This window comes from Kineococcus indalonis (genome assembly GCF_009906395.1).
Taxonomy (GTDB): Bacteria; Actinomycetota; Actinomycetes; order Actinomycetales; family Kineococcaceae; genus Kineococcus; species Kineococcus indalonis.
Genome location: NZ_JAAALM010000251.1, coordinates 1 through 5835 on the forward strand (window position 1 = coordinate 1; position 5835 = coordinate 5835).

Here is a 5835-nt window from a genome sequence, read left to right on the forward strand (position 1 = left end):
GGAGAACCCCGCATGACCTCCCCCGACCCCGCCACCGCCGAGCCGACCGCGACGGCCGGGCGGGCGGTGACGGGTCCCGTCACGAAGGTGCTCGTCGCCAACCGCGGCGAGATCGCGGTGCGCGTGGTGCGCGCCGCCCGCGACGCCGGCCTGGCCTCGGTGGCCGTGTACTCCGAGGGCGACCGCGACGCGCTGCACGTGCGGATGGCCGACGAGGCGTACGCGCTGGGGGGCACCACGGCCCGCGAGAGCTACCTGGACGCCGGCAAGCTCGTCGAGGTCGCCCGGCGCGCCGGGGCGGACGCGGTGCACCCCGGGTACGGCTTCCTCTCGGAGAACGCCGGCTTCGCGCAGGCCGTCATCGACGCGGGCCTGACGTGGATCGGCCCGCCCCCGGCCGCGATCGAGGCCCTGGGCGACAAGGTCTCCGCCCGCCACCTCGCCGCCCGCGCGGGCGCGCCCCTGGTGGCCGGCACCCCCGACCCGGTGGCGGGCGTGGAGGAGGTGCTCGCCTTCGCCGACGAGCATGGCCTGCCCATCGCCATCAAGGCGGCGTTCGGCGGCGGCGGGCGCGGCCTGAAGGTCGCGCGCCGGCGCGAGGACGTCGCCGAGCTGTTCGCCTCCGCGGTGCGCGAGGCGGAGGCCGCCTTCGGGCGCGGGGAGTGCTTCGTGGAGCGCTACCTGGACCGCCCCCGCCACGTCGAGACCCAGGTGCTGGCCGACGCGCACGGCGGCGCGGTGGTCGTCTCCACCCGCGACTGCACGCTGCAGCGCCGGCACCAGAAGCTCGTGGAGGAGGCGCCCGCGCCGTTCCTGAGCCCCGAGCAGGACGCCGAGCTGCGCCGCGCCTCGCTGGCGATCGTGCGCGAGGCCGGGTACGTCGGCGCCGGCACGGTGGAGTTCCTCGTGGCCGCCGACGGCACGCTGGCGTTCCTGGAGGTCAACACCCGCCTGCAGGTGGAGCACCCGGTCACCGAGGAGGTCAGCGGCCTGGACCTCGTCGTGGAGCAGTTCCGCATCGCCCGCGGCGAGGCGCTGGGCTACTCCGAGGTCGCCACCCGCGGGCACTCCATCGAGTTCCGCGTCAACGGCGAGGACCCCGCGGCGGGCTTCCTGCCGCGCCCGGGCAAGCTGACCCGCTTCTCGCTGCCCTCGGGGCCGGGCGTGCGGGTGGACACCGGCATCGACCCGCGCGCGGCGGCCGTCAGCGGCGGGGTGGAGATCTCCCAGGACTTCGACTCGCTGCTGGCCAAGCTGGTCGTCACCGGCGCCACCCGCGAGCAGGCGCTGGCGCGCGCGGCGCGCGCGCTGGCGGAGTTCCAGGTGGAGGGCGTGCCCACGGTGCTCCCGTTCCACCGCGCGGTCGTGGCCGACCCGGCGTTCGCCGCCCCCTCCGGGGGGGCGTTCGCGGTGCACACCCGCTGGATCGAGACCGAGTTCGACGCCTCCGCCCTGCCGGGCGCGGGCGACCTGCACGCCGCCGACGGGCCGGTGCACCGCGAGACGATCGTGGTGGAGGTCGCCGGCAAGCGCCTGGAGGTCTCCCTGCCGGTGGAGCAGCTGAACGCGCAGATCTCCCGCGCCGGGCACGAGATCTCCCGCGCCGGCGTGGCCGCGGGCGCCGCGGTGGCCCGCGCCTACCGCAGCACCACCCACCGCGGCGGCCGCGGCAAGCGGGGCGCGAACGCGCAGGCCGGTTCCGCGGCGGACCCGGACGCGCTGGTGGCGCCCATGCAGGGCACGATCGTGAAGGTGGAGGTCGCCGACGGCGACCACGTCGAGGCCGGCGACCTGGTCGCGGTGCTGGAGGCGATGAAGATGGAGCAGCCCCTGACCGCGCACAAGGCGGGCACGGTGGCGGGGCTGAGCGCGAAGGCCGGCGACACCACCACCACCGGCACCGTCATCTGCGAGATCAAGGGCTGAGCACCGGCGCGCCGCGGCGGGGCGCGTCGGGTCGCGGGCGCGGTCCGTGGCACCCTCGGTGCCCGTGGTGACGGTGCGCAGGGCCGGCGAGCTGGTCGGCAAGTGGTTCACGCTGGTGGTCCTGGCCGCCGGGGCGCTCGCCCTGGCCGCGCCGGGGGCGTTCGAGGGCTGGTCGCCCGCGGTGCCCTGGCTGCTCAGCGTGATCATGCTGGGGATGGGCATGTCGATGCGCCCGGTGGACTTCGCGGTGATCGGCAGGCGCCCGTGGGCGCTGCTGCTGGGCGTGGCCGCGCAGTACACGGTGATGCCGCTGCTGGGGTACGGCGTGGCGCACCTGCTGGCGCTGCCGCCGCAGCTGGCGGTGGGGATGATCCTGGTCGGTGCGGCGCCCGGCGGCACGGCCTCCAACGTCATGGTCTACCTGGCCCGCGGCGACGTGGCGCTGTCGGTGGCGATGACGTCGGTGTCCACGCTGCTGGCCCCGTTCCTGACCCCGCTGCTGGTGCTCGCCCTGGTCGGGGAGACGCTGCCGGTCAGCGGCACGGCCCTGTTCACCTCGATCGTGCAGGTGGTCCTGGTGCCGGTGCTGGCCGGGCTGGCCCTGCGCCTGCTGGTGCCGCGCCTGGTGGAGCGCTGCCTGGACGTGCTGCCCCTGGTCTCCGTGGCCGGGATCACCGCCGTCGTCCTCGCCGTCGTGGCCGGCAGCGCGTCGACGGTGCTCAGCGCCGGGGCGCTCGTGCTGCTGGCCGTCGTGCTGCACAACGTCGGGGGCCTGGCGCTGGGCTACGCCGTCGGCCGCCTGTGCGGCTTGCCCGTGACGAGCCGGCGGGCCGTCAGCATCGAGGTGGGGATGCAGAACTCCGGCCTGGCGGCCGCGCTGGCCACCGTCCACTTCTCCCCCGCGGCGGCCCTGCCCGCGGCGATCTTCTCGGTGTGGCACAACGTGTCGGGCTCGCTGCTCGCCGGCCGCTGGTCGCGCCGGCCGGTGGCGGCGGACCCGCGCACCGCCGAGCCGGCCGCCGGGCCGCTCGCCCGCTAGGGCAGCACCAGCACCTGGGCGTCGCCGGTGGAGGTGCGGACCTGCACGCGGCGCGGCGAGTCGCGCTCGAGCAGCGGCGGGTCGACGCGCTGCTCGCCGGTGCCGCTGCTCGTGGTGGCGTCGTACCCCCCGACCACCTCGGGCAGCGCGAGGGTGACGTCCCCGGTGCCGGCGGTGACGTCGACGGCCTCGGGGGGCCGCGTGAACCGGGCCTCGACGTCGCCGGTGCCGGTGCGGGCGCTGACCCGCGCCACGTCGCCGTCCAGGTGCAGCTCCCCGGTGCCGGTCTGCGCGTCCAGCGAGGTGCCGGTGCCGTCCCAGCGCACGTCGCCGGTGCCGGCGCGGGCCGTGACGGCGCCGAAGGTGCCGGTGAGGAGCTGGTCGCCGGTGCCGGTGCGCAGGTCCAGGGCCAGGCCCTCGGGGACGGTGACCTCCCAGGACGTCTCGCACGGGCTGAGCCAGCCGCCGCCCTCGCACTCCGAGCGCAGGCGCAGCTCGCCGCCGACGACCTCGGCGCTGGTGCGCGCCCGGGTCCAGCCGTCGTGCACGAGGGTGCGCACCCGCAGCTCCCGCTGCCCGGGCAGGGCGGTGACGGTGACCTCGCCGGTGCCGCCGGCGGCGCTGACGGCGCCGACCCGCTCGGTGAAGGTGCGCACCGTCTCGGTGCGCGAGGCGGTCAGGTCACCCAGGGTGTCCACGGCGCCCCAGGCGACGACGAGGGCGGCGAGGACGGCGAAGGCGGCGCGCCCCGGGGGGCGCCGCGGCGGCCTCCAGGTGGCGCAGCACGGCCAGCACGCGGCGGTGGTCCTCGGTGTCGGGGGGCAGGCCGAGCTTGGCGAAGATGTTCGACACGTGCTTCTCCACGGCCTTGTCGGTGACGACCAGCCGGGCGGCGATCGCGGTGTTGGAGCGGCCCTCGGCCATGAGCTGCAGGACCTCCAGCTCGCGGGGGGTCAGCCCTTCCAGGGGGTCGTCGCGGCGGGCGCGCGAGAGCAGCTGGGAGACGACCTCGGGGTCCACGGCGGTGCCGCCGGCGGCGACGCGGCGCAGGGTGGTGACGAACTCGTCGACGTCGCCGACGCGGTCCTTCAGCAGGTAGCCCACCCCGCGGGCGCGGCCGCCGAGCAGCTCGGCGGCGTAGCTCTCCTCCACGTACTGCGAGAGCACCAGCACGGCGGTGCCGGGGTGCTGGCTGCGCACGACGATGGCGGCGCGCAGGCCCTCGTCGGTGAAGGTGGGCGGCATCCGCACGTCGGTGAGGACGAGGTCGGGGGCGTGCTCGTCGGTGGCGCGCAGCAGCGCCTCGGCGTCCTCGACGGCGGCGACGACGTCCACGCCCTCGGTGCGCAGCAGCTGCACCAGGCCCTCGCGCAGCAGCACGGAGTCCTCCGCGAGCACCACGCGCAGCGCGGCGCCCGCCTCGGCGGCGACCCCGCCGGTGGCGGTGGTGGCGCCGGTGGCGCTCACCGGGCGCCGCCGACGGTCCACGGCACGCCGGCCTCCAGCACGGTGGGCCCGCCGGGCGGGCTGTCCACCCGCAGCCAGCCGTCCACGGCGGCCAGCCGGTCGCCCAGGCCGCGCAGGCCGCTGCCGCCGTCGGCGACGGTGCCGCCGGCGGGCACGGCGCCGCCCACCCCGTCGTCGCTGACCCGCAGGCGCAGCAGGTCCCCGCCGCGCGGGCCCGCGGCGCCCTCGCGCCACACCTGCACGACGGCCCGGGAGGCGCGGGCGTGCTTGGCGGTGTTCGTCAGCGCCTCGGAGACGCAGAAGTAGGCGATGGCCTCGGCGGTGGGGCTGGGCCGGTGCTCGGGCGGGAAGTGCACCTCGACGTCCACGGGCACCGGCGAGGAGGCCGCCAGCGCGGAGACGGCCGCGTCGATGCCGCGGTCGGTGAGCACGGGCGGGTGGATGCCGCGCGCGACGTGGCGCATGTCGGCGATGGCGGCCGAGGCGGAGGTGCTGGCGGCGTCGAGCAGGTCGCGGGCGGCGTCGGGGCCGCCGCGCTCCAGGGCGCGCTTGGCCATGCCGAGCTGCATGGACAGCGACACCAGGCGCTGCTGCGGGCCGTCGTGCAGGTCGCGCTCGATGCGGCGGCGCTCGGCCTCCACGGAGTCCACGGTGCGCGAGCGGGTCTGGGTGAGGGTCTCCACGCGGCGGCGCAGCGCGGCCTCGCGCTGCTCGCGGGCCCCGCCGAGCAGGGCGCGCGCGGTGCGCACCTCCACGGCGGTGACGGCGCGGGCCACGGGCGGGGCGACCAGCAGCATGAGCACGCCGACGGCGGGCACCACCGGGCCGGGGGCGTCGAGGGTGCCGGGGATGCCGTACGGCAGGCTCAGCGAGCCGTCGGCGAGGACGGAGGCGAACAGGGCGGCCAGGCCGGTGCCGGTCAGGCCCAGCACGAGCGCGCCGCCCAGCACGCCCAGGGTGGACACCACGGCCAGGTGCCCGGCGTAGCGCCAGGCGCGCGCGTCGAGGGCCAGGCGCCGCCACCGGCTGCCGGGGCGGCGCCGGCGGGGCGGGGCGGGCACGTGCCGCCGAGCACGGCGGCCAGGCGGTAGCGCTCGAGGGAGGCGCCGGCGCCCAGCAGCGGGCGGGCCAGCAGGAGCACGAGCAGCCCGGTGCCCAGGACGGGGACCAGGGCGGTCCCCACGAGCAGCAGGACGAGCGCCGTCAGGTGCAGCGCGAGGGCGATCGGGTGCAGGACCACGTGCACCACCGACCACCAGCCGTCGGCCCAGCGGCGCAGCGCGCCCCGGGGGTGCTTCGCCGCTGGAACCGGTGCGGCCCAGCGCATCGTGTCGTCGCTCACACCGTGAACAGTAGGGGCGCGGCGGGGGCCCGCGGCAGCGTGCGCGCCCCCGGCCCGGGGG

General features: G+C 77.6%; 5 protein-coding genes. 2 read left to right on the plus strand and 3 right to left on the minus strand.

The window, feature by feature from the left end; all coding sequences use genetic code 11:
• Positions 1–12: 12 nt before the first annotated feature.
• Both GTR00_RS12850 and GTR00_RS12855 read left to right on the plus strand, forming a co-directional pair.
• Positions 13–1926, plus strand: coding sequence for an acetyl/propionyl/methylcrotonyl-CoA carboxylase subunit alpha (locus GTR00_RS12850; protein ID WP_166612008.1), 1914 nt, complete (start codon positions 13–15; stop codon positions 1924–1926).
• Between the two features lie 64 nt (positions 1927–1990).
• On the plus strand, positions 1991–2965 hold the full coding sequence (locus GTR00_RS12855; protein ID WP_166612009.1) for a bile acid:sodium symporter family protein: 975 nt from the start codon (positions 1991–1993) through the stop codon (positions 2963–2965).
• Here GTR00_RS12855 and GTR00_RS12860 read toward each other — a convergent pair.
• The 3 genes from GTR00_RS12860 to GTR00_RS12870 are packed head-to-tail and all read right to left on the minus strand — an operon-like array spanning position 2962 to position 5688.
• Entirely contained in the window at positions 2962–3663 is a 702-nt protein-coding gene (locus GTR00_RS12860) for a DUF4097 family beta strand repeat-containing protein (protein ID WP_166612010.1), read from the minus strand. The genes GTR00_RS12855 and GTR00_RS12860 overlap by 4 nt on opposite strands.
• On the minus strand, positions 3647–4372 hold the full coding sequence (locus GTR00_RS12865) for a response regulator transcription factor (RefSeq protein ID WP_166612012.1): 726 nt from the start codon (positions 4370–4372) through the stop codon (positions 3647–3649). Before GTR00_RS12865 ends, GTR00_RS12860 begins: the two co-directional genes overlap by 17 nt.
• Before the next feature lie 56 nt (positions 4373–4428).
• Positions 4429–5688 (minus strand): sensor histidine kinase, encoded by a 1260-nt coding sequence (locus tag GTR00_RS12870; RefSeq protein WP_166612011.1) that lies wholly within the window; start codon positions 5686–5688, stop codon positions 4429–4431.
• Positions 5689–5835: the final 147 nt, after the last annotated feature.